A 21094-nucleotide genomic window follows, 5' to 3' on the forward strand; every position below is an offset into this window, starting at 1 on the left:
TGGAAAACCAGCGCTATTTAGGGATGGCCGGCCTGCCGTGAAAGTCACATTGCATTTCGTCCGCTGTAACGGACGCTTGCAGAGGCATGCACCATGCCAGACCGCTCTTGCAATCCGGTTACTGCAATTGTTCGGTTTTCAGCGATCCGGTTTTTCGTTCCGACAATATTTTGGCTAAGCTTCAGCCATGAATGAGACCCAGCCCACCATTACACTCTGGCGTCCTGTCGGACCTCAGGAATTGAAACTGATCGAGGCGTCGGACATGCGGGCATTTCCGCCACGCCCGCCCGAACAGCCGATCTTCTATCCGGTTCTGTCGGAAGCCTATGCCGTGCAAATCGCGCGCGACTGGAATGTGCCGGCCAGCGGTGCGGGTTTCGTGACCCGCTTTGCCGTGCTGAAAAGCTTTCTCGACCGCTACAGGGTCGAGCATGCCGGCAGCAAGGCCCATCTGGAATACTGGATCCCCGCCGAGGACCTCGACGATTTCAACAACGCCATCGTCGGCAGGATCGAGGTGACCGCTACTTTCGGTCGGGATACCGCAGCGGCCGACTGACCGTCAGTGATCGGCGCCAGCCGCCTTCTTCTTCGCCGCCGCGCCGAGGCAAAACGCTCGCGCAATTCCTTGCCCTTGCCGGGGATCGTCTTCTGGCGGGCCCGGCCGAAGGCCAGCGCATCGTCGGGCACGCTTTCGGTGATGACGCTGCCGGACGCGATGTAGCCGCCCTTGCCGATCGAGACCGGGGCCACCAGCGAGGAATTCGAGCCGACAAAGGCGCCCTCGCCGATGTCGGTGAAGAATTTCGAATAGCCGTCATAATTGCAGGTGATGGTGCCGGCGCCGATATTGGCGCCCGCGCCGACGCGGGCATCGCCGATATAGGTCAAATGGTTGACCTTGGCGCCCTCCTCGACAACAGCCTGCTTGACCTCGCAGAAATTGCCGACCTTCGCCTTGTTCCGGAGATCGGCGCCTGGCCGCAGCCGCGCGAACGGCCCGACATCGCAATTCGATGCAATGGTAGCGCCTTCGATATGGCTGAAGGCATGGATCTTGGCGCCGCCGGCGATCTTCACGCCCGGGCCGAACCAGACATTCGGCTCGACAATGGTGTCGGCGCCGATCTCGGTGTCGTGCGAGAAATAGACGGTCTCCGGCGCGAGTAGCGTCACGCCCGACAGCATCGCCTCCTGACGGCGGCGTGCCTGCCAGATGCCTTCGGCCTGCGCCAGCTCGGCGCGGTTGTTGATGCCGAGCGCATTCTCGAAGCTGGCCTCGGTGGCGACGACGTCGAGACCTTGCGCGCCGGCGATCTCGACGATGTCGGTCAGATAGTACTCGCCCTTGGCATTCTTGTTGCCGACCGCGTCGAGCAGCTTCAGCGCATGGGCGCCGGCCACCGCCATCATGCCGGCATTGCAGAAGCCGATCTTCTTCTCCGCCTCGGAGCAGTCCTTTTCCTCGCGGATGGCAATCAGCTTGCCGCCTTTTTCGACCAGCCGGCCATAGCCGTTTGGAAGAGGCGGGCGGAAGCCGATCACAGCGACGGCCGCACCTTCGGCGAGTTTCAGCCGAGCCAGGTTCAGCGCTTCCGCATCGATCAGCGGCGTGTCGCCGAACATCACCAGGATGTCGTCATAACCCCTTGATATCGCTTCACGTGCGGCAAGAACGGCATGCGCCGTACCCAGGCGCTCTTCCTGCACGAAAGTCTCGGCCTTGGGTGCGAACTTCGCCACCGCCTTGCGCATCTCTTCGGCGCCATGGCCGATGACGATCGCATCGCTGCTGGCACCGGCGGAGTCGGCCGCCTTCACGACATGGGCGACCATCGGCAGGCCTGCGATCTGGTGCAGCACCTTAGGCAGCGCGCTCTTCATGCGCGTGCCTTCGCCGGCGGCGAGGATGACGGACAGGCAGGATCTCTGGCTCATAGGCGAACAACCATAGGAAAAGGGTTGGGAATCAAGACAGGATAGCAGCGGCGCCATGCTGCACCAATGCGGTTAAATTCCGGTGAGGTGGTGAAGAGCAGCTGACTTTCAATCAGCGGGTCTTGGATATTGCAAAAGGTTTCGGGAGAAGTTTCTGCTGGCTGTCGTTGCTCTTGCTGCTTGGGATAGTGACGCCGGCATGTTCAGAAAGAGGACACTGTGAATGTTGAGCCGTGACCTGCATGCTTTTGCCGCGTTTGTAATTTTTCTTTGCACATTGACCTGTCCGGGCATCGCCCAAGCCGATTATTCCACCCCACATGCCGAGGTGGTTTGCCAACCCGGCCACGACGTCGCGCTGGTTCGCTTTACAATGACAGTGGACGAAGAGCCAATCGTCTACCGTCAACTGCCGGCCAGCGCCGACCAAGGGTTATCGGTGACGCCTACCCTCGGCCAATCGAATTGCACCATGGCCAATGGCTGGACAATCCGCCTTCGCGACGGGCAGGAGCAAGCCTTTGGCTATGGCATGGGCGGCGGCGATCCGCCGGCCTTCTTCAGCCTCTGGATTGCAAAGCGAAAGATTCTATCGCGCAGACAATGGAAGCCCGGCTACGGTGCGGACGAGGACCCTTGGCTGATCGGAATCGTTATTCGGCCGGATCGACTGAGCTATTGCAGTGTCGCCGCCAGCGACAAGGCGCCCGAAAAAGGGGAAATTACCTGTAAGGACGAGCCATTTCAGCTCAATCGCCACAAGGTCGATCACATCGAATATGCGGCGCCGGGGAGCCGGCCACCAATTGGCACCATATTGTTGGAGCGCGGGACCACCGAGCCGCGTCTCTGCCGAAAATTGCTGCGCCTTCGGCCAAAAGGATTTCAAAGTGTCAGCACCACCATCAACGACACCGCCAACGTCTTCCCTGTGGAGACCGCAGGACAAGATCTCAATGTTGCAACGATCGAGGTGTCGCCCGGCGTGCTTCGCAAGCTTGTTCGTTGGAGCGGGACCAATCATTATTTCGACGGCGACCTTATGCTGCTGGCGCCGGTCACAGCCGACCCTTCAAGAATTCTGAAAGAGAGCATGCTCGATGACGATGGGGACACGTTCTCGGCGGACAAACTGCCATTGGGATGGAGCGTCATAGCCGGACACATGCCAGGGCTCTATCCGGGTGTGAGCTGGCGCTATGTCCACTTCGATACGCAGCGGATCGACGGAGAGCTCTATTTGCTGGCTCAGCCAACCGGTTGGCAAGAGCGACCGACCGCTATCCTCATCCAGCCACTCGCCGACGGGTTCAAAAGCGTCTGCATCTTCCAACGTGTCGAACCTCACTTTTGACGGCAGTCAAAAGCGTGCGGCGGATCGCTATCCCAGCCGCCCCAGCACCGGGAAATTCTCCAGCAGCCAGTAGGACACGGCCTGCACGCCGCCGGTGAGGAAAAACACACCGGCGACCACCAGCAGCGCGCCGATCGCCTTTTCGACACGGCCGAGATGGACGCGAAATTTGCCGAGGAAGCGCATGAAGGCGCCGGAAAACAGCGCTGCGATCAGGAAGGGGATGCCAAGTCCGAGCGAATAGGCGGCGAGCAGGAGCGCGCCCTCGCCCACGGTTTCGCGCCCACCAGCCAGCGTCAGGATCGGCCCCAGCACCGGGCCAATGCACGGCGTCCAGCCGAAGGCGAAGGCCAGCCCCATGACATAGGCGGCGACGGCACTGGCCGGCTTGCCCTGCGACTGGAAGCGCGCCTCGCGCGACAACAGCGGAATGCGCAATATGCCGAGGAAATTCAGGCCCATCAGGATGATCAACACGCCGGCGGCCATCGCCAGCGGCTCCTGCCAGACACGCAGCAGCCGGCCGATGGTCGAAGCGCCGGCGCCGAGCGCGACGAACACCGTCGAGAAGCCGAGCACGAAGGCGATCGAGGAATAAAGCAGCGCACCACGCGTACCTTCCCGAGCTGTCACACCCGCATTGCCGCGAAAATCGTCGACCGACACGCCTGCCATGTAGCAGAGATAGGGCGGCACCAGCGGCAGCACGCAAGGCGACAGGAACGAGATGGCCCCCGCCCCGACCGCGCTGACATAGCCGATGTCCAATGCCATTCCAAAACTCCAACTGCTCCCGGGCGGATATAGCGACGGCCAGGCCTGTCTGCCAATCACCATTGTGTGGAAAGTCATCGCCGCATGCGTAGATCGGGACGAAAGCGCCGGCATGGGACGTTGTAATAAAGAGGCCGCGATTTCCCGCGCGTCTCCAAATATCAGCCAGGGAGATTTCCATGAAAACCATAACAATAGGGCTGGCAGCACTTCTGCTTAGCACCGCAGCATCCTTCGCCGCCGAAGCGTGGAAGGAAGCCGATGTCGGAGGCACCAAGATCTACACCGATGCCAAGGGCATGACGCTTTACACCTACGACAAGGACGAGAAGGGCAAGTCGAACTGCTACGACAAATGCGCCGCCAACTGGCCACCGCTGAAGGCCGAGGCCGGCGCGAAGACTTCCGAAGGATGGACAATCGTCGACCGTACCGACGGCACCAAGATGTGGGCCTATGACGGAAAGCCGCTTTACACATTCATCAAGGACAAGAAAGCCGGAGATGTGAGCGGTGATGGCGTCGCAGGCGTCTGGCATACCGCCAAAGCCGACTGAACCCTCATGCCATATCCCGCTCGCTGGCGGGATATGGACTGGTCGCCGGACATCCTTCCTCGATCCGGCGGCCAGCTTGTTTGTGAACCGTAGCGCCCACGCCTCGGTGCGGCATTGCGGCGGATTCTTCCTCGGTTCGATGCAAACATGAAACCGAGCCATTGCAGCCGACTCGGGACCGCCATCTCTCCAAGCCAAAATCTGTGATTTTCTCCATACACTCTTAGAGTGTATTGCTGCGGACAGCTCCGCAATTTGGGCGCTTCCCCTTGACCGGATGCAAAAGCGCGGCCATGTGAGCGGCAAATAGAACGAGATTTCGTCGCGCGCAGCGGAATTCTTCTGCCGCACCACAGCTGATATGAGACCTCATGGACGTCGTCGTCGTCGAATCGCCGGCCAAGGCGAAGACAATCAACAAATACCTCGGCAGGAACTACAAGGTTCTGGCCTCGTTCGGCCATGTCCGCGATTTGCCGGCCAAGGACGGATCGGTGCGTCCGGATGAGGATTTTGCCATGTCCTGGGCGGTCGACACCGCCTCGGGCAAGCGCCTCGCCGACATCGCCAAGGCGGTCAAGGATGCCGACGGCCTGATCCTCGCCACCGACCCGGATCGCGAAGGCGAAGCCATCTCCTGGCACGTGCTGGAAGTGCTGAAGCAGAAGCGCGCGCTGAAGGACAAGACGGTCAGCCGCGTCGTCTTCAACGCCATCACCAAGTCGTCGGTGCTGGAAGCGATGGCCAATCCGCGCCAGATCGATGCGCCGCTGGTCGATGCATACCTTGCCCGCCGGGCGCTCGACTATCTCGTCGGCTTCACGCTGTCGCCGGTGCTGTGGCGCAAATTGCCTGGCGCCCGGTCCGCCGGCCGCGTCCAGTCGGTAGCGCTGCGCCTGGTCTGCGACCGCGAATCCGAGATCGAACGCTTCATCCGCGAGGAATATTGGCAGATCGCCGCCCTCCTCGGCACGCCGCGCAACGAGACTTTCGAAGCGCGGCTGACCGCCTTCGAGCGCAAGAAGCTGCAAAAGCTCGACATTGCCAACAAGGCGCAAGCCGACGATATCAAGGGAATGCTCGAGGGCGCGACCTTCAAGGCGCTGTCCGTCGAAGCCAAACCGACCAAGCGCAATCCCGGCCCGCCCTTCACCACCTCGACGCTGCAGCAGGCGGCCTCATCGGGCCTCGGTTTTTCGGCCACCCGCACCATGCAAGTGGCGCAGCGGCTCTATGAAGGCATGGAGATCGGCGGCGAGACCACCGGCCTGATCACCTATATGCGAACCGATGGCGTGCAGATGGCGCCCGAGGCGATCTCGGGTGCCCGCGACGCCATCGCCAAGGAATTCGGCCCGAAATATCTGCCAGAAAAGCCGCGCCAGTACACCGCCAAGGCCAAGAACGCCCAGGAAGCGCACGAGGCCATTCGCCCGACGGATTTCATGCGCACCCCGGCATCGGTTCGGCAATATCTCGATTCCGACCAGATGCGGCTCTATGAGCTGATCTGGAAGCGCGCCATCGCCAGCCAGATGCAGCCGGCCGAGATCGAGCGCACCACCGTCGAGATCGAGGCGGTGAACGGCGCCCGCACCGCGGAGCTTCGCGCTGTCGGTTCGGTCGTTCGCTTCGACGGCTTCATCGCCGCCTACACCGACCAGAAGGACGATGACGCGGAAGACGAGGAAAACCGTCGTCTGCCCGAAATCCGCGCCGGCGAGCAGCTTGCCCGCCAGGCGATCAACGCAACGCAGCACACGACCGAGCCGCCGCCGCGCTATTCCGAGGCGACGCTGATCAAGAAGCTGGAAGAGCTCGGCATTGGCCGCCCGTCGACCTATACGGCGATCCTGAAGACGCTCGAGGATCGCGACTATGTCACGATCGATAAGCGCCGGCTGGTGCCGCAGGCCAAGGGCCGCCTGCTGTCGGCCTTCCTGGAAAGCTTCTTCGAACGTTACGTCGAATATGACTTCACCGCATCGCTCGAGGAAAAGCTCGACGAGATCTCCGACGGCAAGCTCGCTTGGAAGGACGTGCTGCGCGACTTCTGGAAGGATTTTTCGGGTGCGGTCGCGGACATCAAGGAGTTGCGCGTCACCGACGTGCTCGACGCGCTGAACGAGGAACTGGCACCGCTGGTGTTCCCCACAAGGGAAGACGGTTCGAACCCGCGCATCTGCCCGAAATGCGGCACCGGCAATCTGTCGCTGAAGCTCGGCAAGTTCGGCGCTTTCGTCGGCTGCTCGAACTATCCGGAATGCTCCTTCACACGCCAGCTCGGCGACGCTGCCAATCCGAATGGCGAGAATGGCGGCGGCGACGAGGGCACCAAGGTGCTTGGTAAGGACCCTTATACGGCCGAGGAAATCACGCTGCGCTCAGGCCGCTTCGGCCCCTACCTTCAGCGCGGTGACGGCAAGGAGGCCAAGCGTTCGAGCCTGCCCAAGGGCTGGACGCCTGAATCCATCGATCACGAGAAGGCGCTGGCGTTGCTGGCGCTGCCACGCGATATCGGCAAGCATCCGGAAACGTCCAAGATGATCTCGGCCGGGCTCGGCCGCTACGGGCCGTTCGTGCTGCATGATGGCACCTACGCCAATCTCGACAGCATCGAGGATGTGTTCTCGATCGGCCTCAACCGCGCGGTCACGGTGATTGCCGAGAAGCAGTCGAAGGGCAAGAACGGCCGCAACGGTGGCACTGCAGCTGCGCTCAAGGAACTTGGCGACCATCCGGATGGCGGCGGCAAGATCGTCGTGCGCGACGGCAAATACGGGCCTTATGTCAATTTCGGCAAGGTCAATGCCACGCTGCCCAAGGGCAAGGATCCGCAATCGGTGACCATCGAGGATGCGCTGGCGCTGATTGCCGAGAAGGAAGCCAAGGGCGGCGGCGGCAAGAAGCCGTTCCGCAAGGCGGCAGCGGCCAAAGCGCCGGCAACCAAGAAAACAGCGGCCAGAAAGCCGGCCGCGAAGAAAAAAGGGTAGGACGGCGTGGCGCGCAGGATCACCGGACGAAGCCACGGCGATCCGCGCACCGCCGACACGAGAGCCAAGGTCAAGGACGACTACAGGCCCTCGCGCGACGAAATCCTGCGCTACATCGCCGAAAATCCCGATCGTGCCGGAAAGCGCGACATCGCCAAGGCGTTCGCGCTGCGCGGCGATGACCGCATCTGGCTGAAGGACATTCTGCGCGACCTGCAGGATGAAGGCGTGCTCACCAAGGAGCGCAAGCGGCTGACCCGCGTCGGCGCCCTGCCCCACGTCGCCGTGCTCGACATTTTTGGCCGCGACGGCGACGGTGTCTTGCTAGCGCATCCGGCCGAGTCCGTGGGCACGGGCGAACCACCCGTCGTCTCGATCCGCGTGTCGCGCAGCGGCAATGGTCCAGCACCGGGCATCGGCGACCGCGTGCTGGCCAAGACCTTTCCGACCGATGATCCGTCCGGCCCTGCCTATACCGGGCGGGTGATGAAGATCTTCGAGAAGCGCACCGATGCCGTTCTCGGCGTCTTTCGTGTGCTGAAGGACGGCACATTCCGCATCGAGCCGGTGGAACGCCGCCAGCCCGAACTGATCGTCGACAAGGAATTCCAGAACGGGGCCAAGAACGGCGACCTGGTCGAGGTCGAGCCCGCGCGCGCCTCCGGCTATGGGCTGCCGCGCGCCAAGGTGCTCAACGTGCTGGGTTCGCTGACCAGCGAAAAGGCGGTCTCGATGATCGCCATCCACGCGCACGACATCCCGCACATCTTCCCGGCCGACGTCATCGCCGAATCCGAGGCCGTGAAGCCGGCAACGATGGATCATCGCGAGGACTGGCGCGACCTGCCGCTGGTCACCATCGATCCGGCCGACGCCAAGGACCATGACGACGCCGTCTTCGCCACACCCGATCTCGACGAAAAGAACCCGGGCGGTGTGATCGCCACTGTCGCCATCGCCGATGTCGCCGCCTATGTCCGCTACGGCACGGCCCTCGACCGCGAAGCCTTGAAGCGCGGCAATTCGGTCTATTTCCCGGACCGCGTCGTGCCGATGCTGCCCGAACGCATCTCCAACGATCTCTGTTCGCTGCGTGAAGGCCAGGATCGCCCGGCGCTGGCGGTGCGCATGACCTTTTCAGCCGATGGCCACAAGATCAGGCACTCCTTCCACCGTGTGATGATGAAATCCGCGGCGAAGCTGGCCTACCCGCAGGCGCAGGCGGCGATCGACGGTGTGCCCGACGACAAGACCGGCCCGATCCTCGACACGGTGCTGAAGCCGCTTTGGGATGCCTATGCGATCCTCAAGCGCGGCCGCGCCGGCCGCCAGCCGCTCGAACTCGACCTGCCGGAGCGCAAAATCCTGCTCAAGCCGGACGGCACGGTCGATCGCGTCATGCTGCCTGACCGGCTCGACGCCCACAAGCTCATCGAAGAATTCATGATCCAGGCCAATGTTGCCGCGGCTGAGACGCTGGAGGCGAAGAAGCAGGCGTTGGTCTACCGCGTCCACGATGCGCCGTCGCTTGCCAAGCAGGAATCGCTGCGCGAATTCCTGCAGACACTTGGCCTGTCGCTGGCGCGCGGCGCGCAGATGCGGCCTAGCCAATTCAACGGCATTCTGGAGCGCGTGCGCGGCGCCGACAATGAGGCGCTGGTCAACGAGGTGGTGCTGCGCTCGCAGAGCCAGGCCGAATACTCACCTGGAAATATTGGCCATTTCGGCCTCAACCTCAGACGCTACGCGCATTTCACCTCGCCGATCCGGCGTTACGCCGACCTGATCGTGCATCGCGGGCTTATTGCCGCACTCGGTCTCGGCCCGGGAGGACTGACGCAGGACGAAGCAGCTCGGCTCGAAGACGTTGCAATACTGATCTCCGGCACGGAACGGCGTGCCATGGCGGCCGAGCGCGATACGGTCGACCGGCTTATCGCCGCCTATCTCGCCGAGCGCATCGACGACCGCTTCGACGCCCGCATCTCCGGCGTCACCAAATCAGGACTATTTGTCCAATTGCCGCAATATGGCGCGGATGGTTTCATCCCGGTGTCAACTCTGGGCGGCGATTACTATATATACGACGAAACCGCCCGCTCCCTGTTTGGAGAACGCTCGGGCAAAGGCTACCAGCTCGCGGACCACGTCGAGGTCCGGCTCGTCGAGGTGGCCCCAATGGCCGGCGCGATGCGCTTTGAGATGTTGACCGACCCGAAGCCCCTGCCAGGCTCCAGTAAGTCGTTTCACAAGGCTAAGGGCCGCGCTCGTGCGTCGCAATCGCGACCGGGTTCGCGCGGCAGGAGACGATGATGCCAAAAGAATTAGGGATACAAGAACAGGTTTTCGGCGGCGAACATCACACGGGCCGGGTTGCCCGCCCCTTGTGGACGGCGATGAAGCGCGGCCTGTTGGGCCGCTGCCCGAACTGCGGCGAAGGCAAGCTGTTCCGCGGCTTCACCAAGACTGTCGAGACCTGCAGCGTCTGTGGCGAGGAGATCCATCACCATCGCGCCGACGACCTGCCGGCCTATCTGGTCATCGTCATCGTCGGCCACATCGTTCTCGGTGCCTTCATGGGCGTGGAAGCGACGTCGACGCTGTCCACCTGGCAGCACATCGCCATCTGGGTGCCCTTGACCATCGTTTTGTCGGTCGCGCTGCTGCAGCCTGTCAAAGGCGCCGTCATCGGACTGCAATGGGCATTCTATATGCACGGATTCGGTGGCGAAAAGGATGGGGCGGAGTCCCACCACGGCGCCTGAAGCGCTGCTGGCGCAACATACCGACCGTGAAAGGCCACTTTCGTTTGCAAGAAGTTTCCGCTAGGTCCAGCGCATGGAAGCAATGACCAAGGCGGATGTCGACAAGCTCGACAAGGGTCTCGCCGCACATGGCGGCCGGCCCCTGCGTCCGCGTGATGCCGCGACCCTGATCCTGCTCGACCGCAAGGACGATGAGGTACTGGTGCTGATGGGCCGCCGCCACGCCGGCCACGCCTTCATGCCTGGAAAATTCGTGTTTCCCGGCGGCCGCACCGATCCGGCCGACAGCCGCATCGCGACCGCCACCGCCTTGCATCGCGACGAGGAAGCGAAGCTGCTTGCCGGTCCCGGCCGCACCAGTGCTGCGCGAGCCCGCGCGGTCGCCTTGTCCGCAATCCGCGAGACCTATGAGGAAGCCGGTCTGTTGATCGGCCAGAAGGCCGCCTTCGCGACCGACAAGCGTGACTGGCAAGGTTTTGTCGAACATGGCGTAAGGCCTTCGCTCGAAACGCTGCGTTTCATCGCGCGCGCCATCACCCCGCCCAACCGGGTTCGCCGCTTCGACACGCGTTTCTTCAGCGCCTGGCGCAGCGACGTCGCCGTCGAATTGCCGGGCGGTGGCCCGACCAACGAACTCGAGGAACTGGTCTGGCTGCCGCTTGCCAAGGCCAGGGAAGCCGACATACCCGACATCACCCGAATGATCCTGAACGAGCTGGAAAAGCGCCTTGCCCGTGATCCATTGCTACGTCCGGGTGGCCCCGTCCCCTTCTACCGGCTTGTCCGCAACCGCTTCACCCGCGAACTTCTGTAGAGCAATTCCAGGAAAAGTGTGACGCGGTTTTCGGTCCGGAATTGCGTACGATCAAAGAGACAGAGTATTCAGCATCCCATGACGGTCGATACCCAACCACAGGGCGACGAACGCGTACACTGGCTGCCGATGGTGGCGGCGATTTCGTCGATCAGCGTCGTCGGCATCGCCATTGGCCTCGGCATGCCACTGCTGAGCGTCATTCTGGAAACGCGTGGCCACTCGGCTTCGATGATCGGCCTTAACACGGCCGTCGCCGGCCTGGCCTCGATCGCCGGCGCGCCGTTGGCGACGCCGCTCGCCATGCGCTTTGGCGTCGCCTGGACCATGATCGCGATGATCGCCACCGGCGCGCTCGCCTTCGTCGGCTTCCATTTCGCGCCCGACTTCTGGATGTGGTTCCCGCTGCGCATCGTGCTGCATATCGCGTTGACGGTGCTGTTCATCCTGTCGGAATTCTGGATTAGTACGTCGGCACCGCCGCATCGCCGCGGCCTTGTCCTTGGCATCTACGCCACTGTCCTGTCGCTCGGTTTTGCCGCCGGGCCGTGGCTGTTCGCCCATCTCGGCAGCTCAGGCTTCAGGCCGTTCGGCGTCATCATTGGATTGGTGACGCTGGCCGCGATACCGGTGCTGGCGGCGCGCAACGAAAGCCCGAGCATTGTAGCCGACGGCGAAACCAGCAATTTCCTGCGCTACATCTGGCTGGTGCCGACCGCGACTTTTGCCGTGCTGGTGTTCGGCGCCGTCGAGACCGGCGGCTTCGCGCTGTTCCCGGTCTATGGCAACCGCATCGGCTATTCCGAAGCCGATGCCGCATTGCTGCTGACCATGATCGGCCTCGGCAATGTCCTCCTGCAGATCCCGATCGGCATGATCAGCGACCGCGTTTCGGACCGGCGCTATCTGCTGCTCGCTTGCGCCACGGTTGGCCTTGCCGGCACGCTGTTCATGCCCTTCTTTGCGGCGAACTGGCATTTGATGGCAGCGCTTCTGTTCGTCTGGGGCGGTGTCGTCGCGGCCATGTACACGATCGGCCTCGCCCATCTCGGTTCGCAGCTCTCCGGCCACGAACTGGCGTCGGCCAACGCAGCCTTCGTGCTGTGTTACGGCGTCGGCATGGTGCTTGGCCCACAGGCGATCGGCATCGGCATGGACAGTTTCGGGCCTTCCGGCTTCGGCTGGTCGCTCGGCCTGTTCTTCGGCGCCTACATGGCGCTGGTTGGCGTCAGACTCGTCCGCAAGATTCTCCTTTGACCCTTTGATAAGCGACCGCTGCTGACAGAACCGTGTCAGGAGCCTCAGGGTAAAAGAGTGTCCCCAAACATCGGACGTTGAGGACACTCCCCATGATCGACAGCGGCTTTGAAACCACATCCCTGCGAATGACGCTTCTGCTGCTTGTGACCTTCCAGGCCCCGGCGGCGGATGTCGACCGCATCATGGACGCGGTGGTTGCGATCGCCCCGCTGGCGATGGGCAAGTATGACCGCAACGCCTATCAGTCGGCGCACGGTATCGAGCGCTACAGGCCGCTCGAAGGAGCCGCGGCCGGCGCCGAAACCGAATTGCGCCGCCGCCCGGGCACGGTCGAGGTTTCCTTCGAACTGCCTGATGACCAGGCGTTGGCGAGCCGTGTTGTCGAGGCGATTTTCCAGGCCCATTCCTATCAGGAGCCGGTGATCCGCATCCAGCCGATCCTCGCCAGCCGCTCCAAGGGACTCGACGACCGTGCCAATCCGAATCGCTGGTGGAACACGACGGGAGACTGGAAGAAGATTGTGGCACCGGAGACAGAAACCGCATGATTTGCGGCCATAAGGCAGGTCCGGTGGGTAGGAGAAGCTCCGCCGGGCTGTCGGTAGCTAATCAAGTTGTCCGGTTTGGTAGCACATTGTTTGTCCGCTTCTGTTTTGCGTCGAAGCGGTTCACGCGGCTTGCCTGATGCGGCAAGTTTCTTCGATTACGGTGCCATCGGGCATGTATCGTGCAATGCGGCGCGGCCCATGGAAGACCGCAAGCGTCCCATCCGGATAGTGCCTGATCTTGACCGTGGCTTTGACGAAGTGATGTCGGATCGGGCTGTGCGGCAGCTGCAATCGCAGTCGCGCGAAGGCGACCGTGTTGTCGCGGGCAACGACGCGCTCCTCCTCGATGCACAGGATCTGGGACAGTTGCTGCGGGTCGACGGCAACAAAGGCGCTGTCTTCAACCGCGCCGGCCTGGCGAAGCGGGCATTGTGAGCCGGCAGATAGGTCTGTGCGATGAAGCGGTTGGCGGCCTGGATATCCGCAATGCCGGCCAGGGCCAGTTCCTTGGGCAACCGATCCTGCAAGGTCGCGAACATCCGCTCGGAGCGCCCCCTGGCTTCGGGCGAATAGGCCGGGATATGCTCGATGCCCAGATGCCGCAGCGCCCGTCCGACTTGGGTCAGCCGGCTCTTGTCGACCGCCTCGCCGGCCTTGAGCGTGACGAAATAATGGCTGCCACGATCGGTGTAGAGGCTTGACGGCAATCCCTTGGCGACAAAGGTCTCCAGAAGTCCCTGAAAGCTCGACGCCGTGCCTTCCTCCCCAATCAGGAAGGCCGAATAGATCGTGCTCGTCGCGTCGTCCATCGTCACGATCAGGTCGAGCATAGGCTGGCTGTCCAACCAGGCATGCCGGCTGCCATCCTGATGCAGCATCATCCCCTCGCACGGCTTCCTTTCGCGCTTGCGCCGGTGAGCACCGCGCCGCTTGGCCCGTTCAACCAAGCCTGCCGCGTGAAGCTGCGTCTTGATGAAGGTATAGCCCCAGCTGAAGTTGTGATCGCGCAGCAGGTGCTCGTGGAAATGCTTCACATTCCAGCCAAGGTAGCGATGACGATAAAGCTCCAGCATCTCCTCGATCGCTTCCGCAGGCACCCGACGGGTCGAAAGCTTGCCTAACCGTCGATCGAGCAACCCAGCTTCCCCAGCCTCTTCATAGCGGTCGCGGTAACGCCGGAATTGCCGCTCCGACATCCCCAACAACTCACCAGCCTCCAGCATCGAAAGATCGCCGCCATTCCAACGGCTCAAAACGTCCCGAAACTTCTGCATTCTCCGGCCCTGTAGCCATGCCGTCCGTCTCATCCTCAGCCTCCAGCGGGCTGACGATAAAACCGGACAACTCATGTGCTACCTAATCCGGACAACTCATCTGCTTACGACAAGAAGCTCCGCCGGGCTTGACTTTCCAGGCACGTTCTTTATGTGTCGCGCCAAGTTTCCCGCGTCCGGGTGTTTTCCCGTGCTCTAGCGGCCAAAACCCCACGAACAAACGGACTGATACAATGGCCAAAGCCGCAAACATCAAGATCAAGCTTCTGTCGACCGCCGACACCGGTTTCTTCTACGTGACCAGCAAGAACAGCCGTACCAAGACGGACAAGCTGTCGTTCCGTAAGTACGACCCGGTCGCCAAGAAGCACGTCGAATTCAAGGAAACCAAGATCAAGTAATCTGGGTTTTCCCCCGCAAAACAAAAACGCCGCCCATCGGGCGGCGTTTTTGTTTGCAAGGAGGCTGCGGTCCGAGTGCTCTCAGCCCCGGCTGAGTTGCCTCAGCCGATGCGATCGCCGCTTTTCGGATCGAACAGATGCAGCGACGCCGGATCGGCTGCCAGCCGTACGATGTCGCCGGGCTTCACGCCGGCGCGGCCCATGGCAAAGACGCAAAGCTGCTGGTTGGCCAGTTTGACGTAGAACTGCGTCGAAAGCCCGAGCGGCTCGACCACCCCCACCTCGCCCTGCAGCGCGCCGTCTTCGGCCAGCCTGATATGTTCGGGCCGCAGGCCGATGGTGATGGCGTCGCCGTCCTGCAGCGGCAGGCCGTCCGGCAGTTTCAACGCTTGACCATCCGCAAGCACGGCCTCCGAAGTGGCCCCCTTGCGAACCGTCGCCGGCAAAAGTTCATGCCCGGCGAGCCGATGAAACCGGCAACGAACATGTTGGCCGGTCGGTCATAGAGATCGAGCGGCGCGCCAACCTGCTGGATCAGCCCGTCATGCATGACGACGATCCGGTCGGCCATGGTCATCGCCTCGATCTGGTCGTGGGTGACATAGACCGAGGTGGTCTTCAATTGCTGGTGCAGCGCCTTGATCTCGGCGCGCATATGGACACGCAACTTGGCGTCGAGGTTGGACAGCGGCTCGTCGAAGAGAAAGACCTTGGGATCACGCACGATGGCGCGGCCCATGGCGACGCGCTGGCGCTGACCACCGGACAGCTGCCGTGGCAGCCGTTGCAGGTAGGTGTCCAGGCCCAGCCGCTTGGCCGCACCGTCGACCCTGGCGTCGATGGTCGCCTTCTCCGCCTTCTTCAACAGCAGGCTGAAGCCCATGTTCTTCGACACGTCCATATGCGGATAGAGTGCATAGGACTGGAACACCATGGCGATGTCGCGGTCCTTTGGTGCGACGTCATTGACCAGCCGCTCGCCAATCCGGATCTCGCCGCCGGAAGCTTCCTCCAGCCCCGCGATCATCCGCAAAAGCGTCGACTTCCCACAGCCGGACGGGCCGACCAGGACGACGAACTCACCGTCGGCGATTTCAAGGTCGACCGCATGCAGGACGCGGACGGCGCCATAATCCTTGCGGACCTTATCGAGCGTAACAGAGGCCATCGGTCTATCCTTTGACGGCGCCGGCGGTCAGGCCGGTGACGAGATAGCGTTGCAGGAAAGCGAAGAAGATGCAGACCGGGATCAGCGCCAGGATCGACGCCGCCATCATCTGCCCCCAGTCGACGGCGAACTTTCCGATGAAGGTGAGCAAGCCGACGGCAAAGGTCTTCTGGTCGTCGCTGGAGATCAGCATCAGCGCGAACAGAAGCTCGCTCCAGGCGGCGGTGAAGACGAAACCCAGCGTCGCCCCCATGCCGGGCAGCGTCAGCGGCACGATCACCTTGCGCATCGCCTGCGCGCGCGTGCAGCCGTCGATCATCGCCGCCTCTTCCAGGTCCTTGGGGATGCCATCGAAGAAGGATTGCATCAGGAAGGTGGCGAAGGCGGTATTGAAGGCGGTGTAGATGATGATCAGCCCGGTCAGGCTGTTGATCAGGCCGATCTGCCCCATCACGCGGTAGATCGGCGGAATGACCATCACCAGCGGAAAGGTCTGGGTCAACAGCAGCATCAGAGCCAGAGCCGCCTTGCCGCGAAAGGTGAAGCGCGACATGGCGTAGCCGGCAAGCGTGGCGATGATCGTCACCAATGCGGCCGTCGATACCGAGACGATGACGCTGTTGAGGAAATAGCGCGGAAAATCGGTGGCTTCGAGCACGGTGATGAAGTTCTGCAACGTCATGTGCGACGGCCAGAAGGTGATGCCTTCGGAATAGAGCAGCCGCTCCGGCGTGACCGAGATCTTCAGCGTCCAGTAGATCGGGAACAGGGCGAAGACCACATAGGCCGCGATTGCCGCGTAGAGGCCGATACCGCCGAAGAAGCGTTGTGAAGCAGAGCGTCCCGCGATCATCAGACGTGCCTCACAAGAGAGCGACGGATGGCGATCAGCGCGATCGCATAGGCAATCAGCAGGACGAGCAGCAGCACGGCCACCGCTGAGGCATAGCCCTTGTCCAGCGACTTGAAGGCGCTGACATAGATGTAAACCGGCACCGTGTTGGTCGAGCCGGCCGGTCCACCCTCGGTCATGACGAAGATCAGGTCGGCGAAGGTGGCGATCCAGATGGTGCGTAGCATCACGGTAATCGCGATCGTCGGCGCCAGGAACGGCAGCGTCACCTTGGTGAAGCGCTGCCAGGGCGAAGCGCCGTCGATCGCCGCCGCCTCGTGCAGTTCCGACGGGATAGACTTCAGCGCCGCCAGCAGCGTGATGGCGAAGAACGGAATGCCGAACCAGACATTTGCAATGATCGGCCCCCACATCGCCGTGGCCGGATCGGAGAGCACATTGGTCGGCTCCGCCTTCAGCCCCAGCGCGAACAGCCAATGCGGCAGCGGCCCAACGATCGGGTTGAACAGCCAGGCCCAAGTCAGGCCCGACAGGAAGGACGGCACCGCCCAGGGCAGGAACACCAGCGCCTGCACCACCTTGCGGCCCCAGAATGGCTTGTCGAGCAGCAGCGCCAGGCCAAGGCCGAGGAAGAACTGGAAGAACAGGCTGGCGACCGTCCACCACAGCGTGTTGACCAGCGCCTGCCCCAGCACCTGATCCGACAGCATCGCCTGATACTGGCCGAGCCCGACATATTCCGACTTGAAGGCCGAGAATTTGCGGAAGGAATAGCTGATGCCGATGACCAGCGGCACCAACAGCACCACGACCAGCAGGATGATCGCTGGGCTGAGATAGAGCCAGGGCTCGATGGCGGCATGCGACAGCCGCTTGCGGCGCGGCTTGCCGGCGGATCGGATTTCGGACAGGGCGTAGGTCATGGATTTGGCTCTACGGTGGGGGATGGGGGCCGGTAGGCAAACAGCGTCCTTCTCCCCGTTCAACGGGGAGAAGATGCCGGCAGGCAGATGAGGGGCGGCGCGAACCTATCGAGGCGTGGCGCCGCCCCTCATCCGTCACTTCGTGACACCTTCTCCCCGTGAACGGGGAGAAGGAAGAAGTTGCGCCTACTTCTTGTTCTTCGCCAGCCAGTCCTGCTGCTCCTTGGTCAGGAAAGCAGCCCATGCGTCGGCCGCTTCCTTGGCCGTCTTCTGGCCGAGCAGCACTTCCTGGAAATTCTTGATCGCCACCTGGTCGACGAAATTGCCGAGGTTTTCCAGATGCGTCGGCGGCGTCACCATTTCATATTTGGAGCTGTCGCTGAGCTCCGTGAACCAGCCCTTGAACTGTTCGGTCTTGAAATGGGCATCCTGGTCGGCGCCATTGTGGATCGGGACGACGCCGACTTCCTTGGCCCATTCCAGATTGTCCTTGGGCGACAGCAGCGTCGCCATCAGCTTCCAGGCATCGTCCTTGTGCTGGGAATTGGCGAACATCGCCCAGCCGGCATAGCCGAGCGTCGGGTAGGATTTGCCGCTCGGACCAACTGGCAGCGGCGCCACGGCGAAGTCGTCTGCGCTCATCTTGTCGGCGATGCCGAGCAGCGCGTCCGGATCCTGGTTGAGCATGGCGCAGGTGCCGGAATAGAAGCCGGTGACGGTTTCGTTGAAGCCCCAGCTCACCGCATCCTTCGGCGCCAGGCCGTCCTTGTACATGTCGGCCAGCATCTGCAGGCCCTTGACCGAGCCTTCGTCGTTGATGGTCGAGGTGCCGTCTTCCTTGAAGTAGCCGCCCTTGCCGGCGGCGATGTTCATGAACATGTGCATGCCGTTGAAGGCGCCGGGGCCGCCGCGCAGGCAGTAGCCGTACTTGCCCGGAATGGCGGAGATCTTCTTGGAGTCGGCGACGAACTCGTCGAGCGTGGCCGGCGGGCCGTCGAGACCGGCCTGCTTGAACAGCTTCTTGTTCCAGAACAGCGCGTTCACATAGTAGCCGTAGGGGATCATGTACTGGGTGTTGTTGACCGTCGAACCGAACTGCTTGGCACGGTCGCCGAGCGTCTTGGCGTCATCCCATTTGGCCATATAGGGGCCGAGATCCTCGAGCTGGGCATTGTTGGCATAGAGGCCCATCCAGCGTTCCGGCATCTCGACCACGTCGGGCGTGTCGCCGGCCTGCACCATGGTCAGGAACTTTTCGAAGGCCTGGCCCCAGGGCAGCGAGACCAGCTCGACCTTGACGCCGGGATTGGCGGCTTCGAACTCCGCGATCTGTTTCTTCAGGAATTCGGTGCGCGGCGGGCTGGTGATGACTTCGACCATTTTCAGGGTCGAGTCGGCCAGCGCGCCTCCGGCGGAAATCGCCAGCCCCGCAACGGTGGCAAGCATGACGGTCAGTTTTTTCATGTTCAAGACTCCCATTTTGAACCCGCTTGTTATTTTCTGGCTTTTTCGAAGGCCTGGGCGACGTCGGCCCAGAGGTCTTCGACACTTTCCAATCCGACATTGAAGCGGATGGTTCGGGGGCTGACGCCGAAGCGCGCCATCGAATTCAGTCCCGGCGTCTGCTCCAGCGACGCCTTGGCGGGCACGACCAGGCTCTCGTGCCCGCCCCAGCTGACGCCGATGCGGAAATATTTCAGCGCATCGACGAAGACCGGGATGTCGATATCGTCCGTCACCTCGAAGGAGAACAGTCCGGCATAACCGGCCAGCGTCGCCTTGCCGGGATGGTTCGAATAGACGGGATGGTTGACGCGCTCGACATTGGCATGCGCCTTCAGCCGCTCCGCGATGGTCAGCCCGCTCTTCATGTGGTGCGGCAGGCGCAGCGGCAGCGTGCGCAGCCCGCGCAACAGCAGCCAGGCCTCGAACGGCGACAGCTTGCCGCCGAGATAGGAATAGGTCTGCTCGTTGATGTGCTTGATGTGCACGGCCGAGCCCGCCACCACGCCGGCGACCGTGTCGCTGTGGCCGCCGAGATATTTCGAGGCCGAGTGCAGCACCAGATCGACGCCATGCGAGATCGGCTTTTGGAACACCGGTGAGGCCCAGGAATTGTCGATGGTGGTGATGATGCCCTGCTCTTTCGCCAGCCGAGCCAGATGCGCGATGTCCTGCAGCTCGAACATCATCGAGGTCGGGCTTTCCAGGTAAAGCAGCTTGGCACCGGGAAGTGCCGCCGCCACCGCATCCGGATCGGAGCCGTCGACATAGTCGACCTTGATGTTGAGCCGCGGCAAAAGCCGCTCGAACAGCCGGTAGGCATCGCCATAGCAGTTGCGCACCGCAACGATGCGTTCGCCGGCGCCGACGAAGGCAAGCACCGTGGCACTGATCGCCGCCATGCCGCTCGAAAAACCGCGCGCGGCCTCGGCGCCCTCGAGTGCGGCCACGCGCGCCTCGAACTCCATCACCGTCGGATTGTCGCCGCGCGAATAGATCGGCTGCCTTCGTTTGCCGGCAAAGGTGTCGGCCATTTCGGCATAATTGGCGAAGGTGAAGAGCGACGTCTGGTAGATCGGCGGCACCACCGCGCCGCCCGGAAACGGCTCGTCATGCGCCAGCAGTGTCGCCGCCTCGGCAAGATAGTCGTAATCGAAACCGGTCGGATGCTCGTTCATGTCTGGCTCGAAAGTTTGAGTTTGGCCGCACCGCGCTTGAGATCGTCCTCGACGGTGGCGATCAGCTTGAGCGCTTCGGCGCGGGCGCCTTGCGGATCACGTGCGGCGATGCATTCGTAAACGGTGCGATGGTAGGGAAAGCTGGCGTGACCGAAATCGCGCACGCCAAGCGGATGCTCCCAGAAACGGTGGAACAGCTCGTGCATGGCGGCGATGATCTGCTCGAACAGCGGATTGCCAGAGACCCGATAGATCGCCTGGTGGAACTCCCAGTCCTCTTCCGACGACATGCCATCGCGGGTGCGGAACGCCTGCTCCATGATGTCGAGCTTGCGCTCGATCTCGGCAATGTCCGCCGGGCTGGCGCGTTCGGCGCAAAGGGCCGCCGCCTCCGCTTCGAGCGCGCGGCGGATTTCCAGCGTATGCATCAGGCTGGTGAAGTCATTACCGCCGGCCAAGGTCAGCGGCATGTGCAGCATGTCGGGTGACACGGCCGCCTTGAGGTAGGTGCCGCTGCCTTGCCGGCGCTCGACCAGGCCAAGTCCCTCCCACCGCGTCAGCGCCTCGCGCACCGTGTTGCGGCTGACCTTCAGCCGCTCGGCCAGGATGCGTTCGGTCGGAAGCCGCTCGCCGGGCTGCAGGGATTCGGCGCGGACAAAACCCACCAACGCCTTCAGCACGGCGTCATCGCGCGCCGTCGTCTGAATGGGTGGCAGGCTGTTCTGGTCCACAAATCCTCCCGATGCAAAAGTGGTCCAATGGTCCAACCAATTCTGCACGGACGGAGA

General features: G+C 62.5%; 17 protein-coding genes and 2 pseudogenes. 10 read left to right on the plus strand and 9 right to left on the minus strand.

The window, feature by feature from the left end:
- Nucleotides 1-187 precede the first annotated feature (187 nt).
- Nucleotides 188-535, plus strand: a pseudogene (locus tag HB778_RS33205) (ADP-ribosylation/crystallin J1); the annotation flags it as partial.
- Here the strand turns inward: HB778_RS33205 and glmU are convergent.
- Nucleotides 421-1941: a bifunctional UDP-N-acetylglucosamine diphosphorylase/glucosamine-1-phosphate N-acetyltransferase GlmU gene (glmU, locus tag HB778_RS33210; RefSeq protein ID WP_348524650.1), complete on the minus strand. Its 1521-nt coding sequence runs from the start codon at nucleotides 1939-1941 to the stop codon at nucleotides 421-423. The pseudogene HB778_RS33205 and the gene glmU overlap by 115 nt on opposite strands.
- A gap of 223 nt (nucleotides 1942-2164) precedes the next feature.
- Here glmU and HB778_RS33215 point away from each other — a divergent pair, with 223 nt between their 5' ends.
- A complete protein-coding gene (locus HB778_RS33215) occupies nucleotides 2165-3295 on the plus strand; it encodes a hypothetical protein (protein ID WP_183460023.1) in 1131 nt (376 codons plus the stop codon).
- 27 nt (nucleotides 3296-3322) lie between these two features.
- On the opposite strand, the gene HB778_RS33220 is transcribed toward HB778_RS33215, so the two are convergent.
- The gene (locus tag HB778_RS33220) at nucleotides 3323-4069 is read right to left on the minus strand and encodes a cytochrome c biogenesis CcdA family protein (protein ID WP_183460025.1); all 747 of its coding nucleotides are present in this window, start codon (nucleotides 4067-4069) and stop codon (nucleotides 3323-3325) included.
- A 179-nt stretch (nucleotides 4070-4248) separates the two neighbouring features.
- Here HB778_RS33220 and HB778_RS33225 point away from each other — a divergent pair, with 179 nt between their 5' ends.
- The 7 genes from HB778_RS33225 to HB778_RS33255 all read left to right on the plus strand — a co-directional run bounded on the left by HB778_RS33225 (nucleotide 4249) and on the right by HB778_RS33255 (nucleotide 13006).
- Nucleotides 4249-4626: a COG4315 family predicted lipoprotein gene (locus HB778_RS33225; protein ID WP_183460027.1), complete on the plus strand. Its 378-nt coding sequence runs from the start codon at nucleotides 4249-4251 to the stop codon at nucleotides 4624-4626.
- 371 nt (nucleotides 4627-4997) lie between these two features.
- A complete protein-coding gene (gene topA, locus HB778_RS33230) occupies nucleotides 4998-7619 on the plus strand; it encodes a type I DNA topoisomerase (protein ID WP_183460028.1) in 2622 nt (873 codons plus the stop codon).
- Between the two features lie 6 nt (nucleotides 7620-7625).
- Nucleotides 7626-9932, plus strand: a complete 2307-nt coding sequence (gene rnr, locus HB778_RS33235) for a ribonuclease R (RefSeq protein ID WP_183460029.1) — start codon at nucleotides 7626-7628, stop codon at nucleotides 9930-9932.
- A complete protein-coding gene (locus HB778_RS33240; protein WP_183460030.1) occupies nucleotides 9932-10384 on the plus strand; it encodes a DUF983 domain-containing protein in 453 nt (150 codons plus the stop codon). The genes rnr and HB778_RS33240 overlap by 1 nt, the downstream gene beginning before the upstream one ends.
- Nucleotides 10385-10457: 73 nt before the next feature.
- A complete protein-coding gene (locus HB778_RS33245; protein WP_183460031.1) occupies nucleotides 10458-11198 on the plus strand; it encodes an NUDIX hydrolase in 741 nt (246 codons plus the stop codon).
- 78 nt (nucleotides 11199-11276) lie between these two features.
- Entirely contained in the window at nucleotides 11277-12455 is a 1179-nt protein-coding gene (locus HB778_RS33250) for an MFS transporter (RefSeq protein ID WP_183460032.1), read from the plus strand.
- 92 nt (nucleotides 12456-12547) lie between these two features.
- Nucleotides 12548-13006 carry a hypothetical protein gene (locus tag HB778_RS33255; protein ID WP_183460033.1) on the plus strand — a complete coding sequence of 153 codons (459 nt, stop codon included), beginning with the start codon at nucleotides 12548-12550 and terminating at the stop codon, nucleotides 13004-13006.
- A 155-nt stretch (nucleotides 13007-13161) separates the two neighbouring features.
- On the opposite strand, the gene HB778_RS33260 is transcribed toward HB778_RS33255, so the two are convergent.
- Nucleotides 13162-14280, minus strand: a complete 1119-nt coding sequence (locus HB778_RS33260; protein WP_183460034.1) for an ISNCY family transposase — start codon at nucleotides 14278-14280, stop codon at nucleotides 13162-13164.
- 233 nt (nucleotides 14281-14513) lie between these two features.
- On the opposite strand from HB778_RS33260, the gene rpmG reads away from it, so the two are divergent.
- Nucleotides 14514-14681, plus strand: coding sequence for a 50S ribosomal protein L33 (rpmG, locus tag HB778_RS33265; protein ID WP_006201775.1), 168 nt, complete (start codon nucleotides 14514-14516; stop codon nucleotides 14679-14681).
- A 101-nt stretch (nucleotides 14682-14782) separates the two neighbouring features.
- Here the strand turns inward: rpmG and HB778_RS33275 are convergent.
- From HB778_RS33275 to HB778_RS33300, 6 genes and pseudogenes are all read right to left on the minus strand, one after another.
- Nucleotides 14783-15849, minus strand: a pseudogene (locus tag HB778_RS33275) (ABC transporter ATP-binding protein).
- A 4-nt stretch (nucleotides 15850-15853) separates the two neighbouring features.
- Entirely contained in the window at nucleotides 15854-16702 is an 849-nt protein-coding gene (locus HB778_RS33280; RefSeq protein ID WP_183460037.1) for a carbohydrate ABC transporter permease, read from the minus strand.
- Entirely contained in the window at nucleotides 16702-17625 is a 924-nt protein-coding gene (locus HB778_RS33285) for a carbohydrate ABC transporter permease (protein ID WP_183460038.1), read from the minus strand. Before HB778_RS33285 ends, HB778_RS33280 begins: the two co-directional genes overlap by 1 nt.
- Before the next feature lie 186 nt (nucleotides 17626-17811).
- The gene (locus tag HB778_RS33290) at nucleotides 17812-19089 is read right to left on the minus strand and encodes an ABC transporter substrate-binding protein (protein ID WP_183460039.1); all 1278 of its coding nucleotides are present in this window, start codon (nucleotides 19087-19089) and stop codon (nucleotides 17812-17814) included.
- A gap of 29 nt (nucleotides 19090-19118) precedes the next feature.
- Nucleotides 19119-20306, minus strand: coding sequence for a PLP-dependent transferase (locus tag HB778_RS33295; protein WP_183460040.1), 1188 nt, complete (start codon nucleotides 20304-20306; stop codon nucleotides 19119-19121).
- Nucleotides 20303-21037, minus strand: coding sequence for a FadR/GntR family transcriptional regulator (locus HB778_RS33300; protein ID WP_183460041.1), 735 nt, complete (start codon nucleotides 21035-21037; stop codon nucleotides 20303-20305). Before HB778_RS33300 ends, HB778_RS33295 begins: the two co-directional genes overlap by 4 nt.
- Between the last annotated feature and the right edge of the window lie 57 nt (nucleotides 21038-21094).

It is taken from the genome of Mesorhizobium huakuii, assembly GCF_014189455.1.
Classification (GTDB): domain Bacteria; phylum Pseudomonadota; class Alphaproteobacteria; order Rhizobiales; family Rhizobiaceae; genus Mesorhizobium; species Mesorhizobium huakuii_A.

What these genes read in the sequence shown, in the direction of transcription:
- HB778_RS33245 (WP_183460031.1), top strand. Translation starts at nt 10,458, where the DNA reads ATGGAAGCAATGACCAAGGCGGATGTCGACAAGCTCGACAAGGGTCTC.
- HB778_RS33285 (WP_183460038.1), bottom strand. Translation starts at nt 17,625, where the DNA reads ATGACCTACGCCCTGTCCGAAATCCGATCCGCCGGCAAGCCGCGCCGC.
- HB778_RS33255 (WP_183460033.1), top strand. Translation starts at nt 12,548, where the DNA reads ATGATCGACAGCGGCTTTGAAACCACATCCCTGCGAATGACGCTTCTG.
- HB778_RS33240 (WP_183460030.1), top strand. Translation starts at nt 9,932, where the DNA reads ATGCCAAAAGAATTAGGGATACAAGAACAGGTTTTCGGCGGCGAACAT.
- glmU (WP_348524650.1), bottom strand. Translation starts at nt 1,941, where the DNA reads ATGAGCCAGAGATCCTGCCTGTCCGTCATCCTCGCCGCCGGCGAAGGC.
- HB778_RS33280 (WP_183460037.1), bottom strand. Translation starts at nt 16,702, where the DNA reads ATGATCGCGGGACGCTCTGCTTCACAACGCTTCTTCGGCGGTATCGGC.
- HB778_RS33215 (WP_183460023.1), top strand. Translation starts at nt 2,165, where the DNA reads ATGTTGAGCCGTGACCTGCATGCTTTTGCCGCGTTTGTAATTTTTCTT.
- HB778_RS33250 (WP_183460032.1), top strand. Translation starts at nt 11,277, where the DNA reads ATGACGGTCGATACCCAACCACAGGGCGACGAACGCGTACACTGGCTG.
- HB778_RS33225 (WP_183460027.1), top strand. Translation starts at nt 4,249, where the DNA reads ATGAAAACCATAACAATAGGGCTGGCAGCACTTCTGCTTAGCACCGCA.
- HB778_RS33260 (WP_183460034.1), bottom strand. Translation starts at nt 14,280, where the DNA reads ATGCAGAAGTTTCGGGACGTTTTGAGCCGTTGGAATGGCGGCGATCTT.
- HB778_RS33290 (WP_183460039.1), bottom strand. Translation starts at nt 19,089, where the DNA reads ATGAAAAAACTGACCGTCATGCTTGCCACCGTTGCGGGGCTGGCGATT.
- rpmG (WP_006201775.1), top strand. Translation starts at nt 14,514, where the DNA reads ATGGCCAAAGCCGCAAACATCAAGATCAAGCTTCTGTCGACCGCCGAC.
- HB778_RS33220 (WP_183460025.1), bottom strand. Translation starts at nt 4,069, where the DNA reads ATGGCATTGGACATCGGCTATGTCAGCGCGGTCGGGGCGGGGGCCATC.
- HB778_RS33295 (WP_183460040.1), bottom strand. Translation starts at nt 20,306, where the DNA reads ATGAACGAGCATCCGACCGGTTTCGATTACGACTATCTTGCCGAGGCG.
- topA (WP_183460028.1), top strand. Translation starts at nt 4,998, where the DNA reads ATGGACGTCGTCGTCGTCGAATCGCCGGCCAAGGCGAAGACAATCAAC.